The organism is Ligilactobacillus sp. (assembly GCF_036846325.1).
Classification (GTDB): Bacteria; Bacillota; Bacilli; order Lactobacillales; family Lactobacillaceae; genus Ligilactobacillus.
Genome location: NZ_DAIUCE010000187.1, coordinates 1 through 1,789, shown reverse-complemented (window position 1 = coordinate 1,789; position 1,789 = coordinate 1). Strand labels below are relative to the sequence as shown.

At 46.1% G+C, this 1,789-nt stretch carries 2 protein-coding genes; one reads left to right on the top strand and one right to left on the bottom strand.

The annotated features are described in order from the left end of the window. Positions 1-123 precede the first annotated feature (123 nt). Positions 124-837: a helix-turn-helix domain-containing protein gene (locus V7Z60_RS10025; protein ID WP_334117666.1), complete on the bottom strand. Its 714-nt coding sequence runs from the start codon at positions 835-837 to the stop codon at positions 124-126. 314 nt (positions 838-1,151) lie between these two features. Here V7Z60_RS10025 and V7Z60_RS10020 point away from each other — a divergent pair, with 314 nt between their 5' ends. Then, positions 1,152-1,487 (top strand): hypothetical protein, encoded by a 336-nt coding sequence (locus V7Z60_RS10020; protein ID WP_334117665.1) that lies wholly within the window; start codon positions 1,152-1,154, stop codon positions 1,485-1,487. Positions 1,488-1,789: the final 302 nt, after the last annotated feature.

The following is a 1,789-nucleotide window of genomic DNA, read 5'->3' as shown; positions in this document are numbered from 1 at the left end:
AAAGAAGGTCTGACTGTTCCTGCTGATGATTACTTGTTCCACGTTTGAGCCACTTGTAGTATGCATCTCTGGTTATTCCGGCTGTTCTGCACAGTTCACTGATTGACCATCCACATTCCTCGTTCAGTTTCCTGATGGTCTTCTGCCTGATTCCTTTTTCGCCTCCCTGTTGCTTATTTCGACGAATTTTTTTGCGAAGGCTATCTCCATTTCCTTCTGATGAAGTCTGGCCTTGAGAAGTTTGTTTTCCCTCTTCAACCGGTCCAGTTCAGTGAGTTCTGATTCCGGTTTGGTCTTTCCCCTGCGGTCACGCAGCGATTCCGGATTGTTGCCGCTTTCAGTGTACTTCCGATACCATCCGTAGACCTGATTATAGCTGACATTGTAATGTTCAGCCGCCCAGTTGTAGTCAACATCGTGTCTTATCAGCTGTTCAATGATTTCCAGCCGTTCGTCAAAAGTTGTCTTTCTGCCCTTCATTCCTGAATCTCGCTTTCCGGATCTGTGATCCTCTAAGATAGATTCATTATACCCCATAATCCATTGACTCAGCTGGGTACGGCCTCTCAACCCGTGTCTGATGGCGAACTCTTCAAGCTTCTCATCTGACTTCTGATATTCTTCAACCAGCGATGCCTTGTATTCTCTGGAATATGTGTTATTTGAATGCGTGGGTTTCAGACCCAGAATACCCTGATACTTATAAATGAGCTTCCAGGTTCTGATGGTATGGTCTGATATGGAATACTTCCTTGATGTTCTAGTGATTCCCAATGTTTCTGCTTCATGAATGATCATCAGCTTAAAATCAGCAGAATATTTCGATTTTCTTCCCATATGAAAATGCCCTCCAAGCATACAGTGAATTTTCTTTTTCATCTGTATACTCAAAGGGCATTATAACCCGGTCGATTTGCGACTGAATTTGTCCGGCATTTTTAAATTCTGATAAATGTAGAACTAATCTTCTTGCTAAATGCAGTGCTGCCCGGCGTCTGCTCAACTAATCCTGCCGGAATCGCAGTCGAATTTAACTGCAGACTCTCCCCGGCTTTTGTCGAAAGCGCTTTACTAAAGAGTTGACTATTTTAGTTGAAAGCGTTATCATTAGACTTGTCATTAAGATTTAACGGTTTGGAGGAATGAATATTATGAACGAAAAATTTGCTGTAAACGTTGTTGTTCCCGCTTCGCTTGAAATGGGCTACGTCAATCAAGGTTCAACCGTGTTTGATCAGGAAAAGATCAATAGTCTGGCAGACAGGCTGGGTGCGGACTTTGAAGTTTCCCCAATCGAATATGATGGCCATGCCTTGAGGGGAACATACCGCAAGGATGGCGTGACTGTTGTTCCAAAACAATATGAAAAAGCAATTGCCGGCCGCCTTGAAGGCGAAAGGATCGTGTCCGACATTGATTTGGATCATGCCGGCGCAATTGATGAAATCGTTGCAAAGGTTGAGAAACACTTCAATTTGGCAAAGTAAAACAAGGTGTGGAGCCGAACGCTCAGCCCCCGCGTATCCAAGTCGCGCTTGCGACGGGTAAGCTCGTCTTGCCCGAGCAAGGGTGCTTGGGACAAGGGGGGTGTGAGGCGAAACCCGATTATCAAGGTGCGAAGACCAGCCGCTTAACAAGGCGGTAGATAAGGAGGGGCACGAGCAATCAGCGAAAGCGCAGTCGCGACGTGGCTCGAACTTATCATGAGCCTTGTTGCTGGTCTGAGCCTGATTAAGACAAGGTGTGGAAGCGAGCGCTCATGACCCCGTACGCAAGCTTTGGACGACCG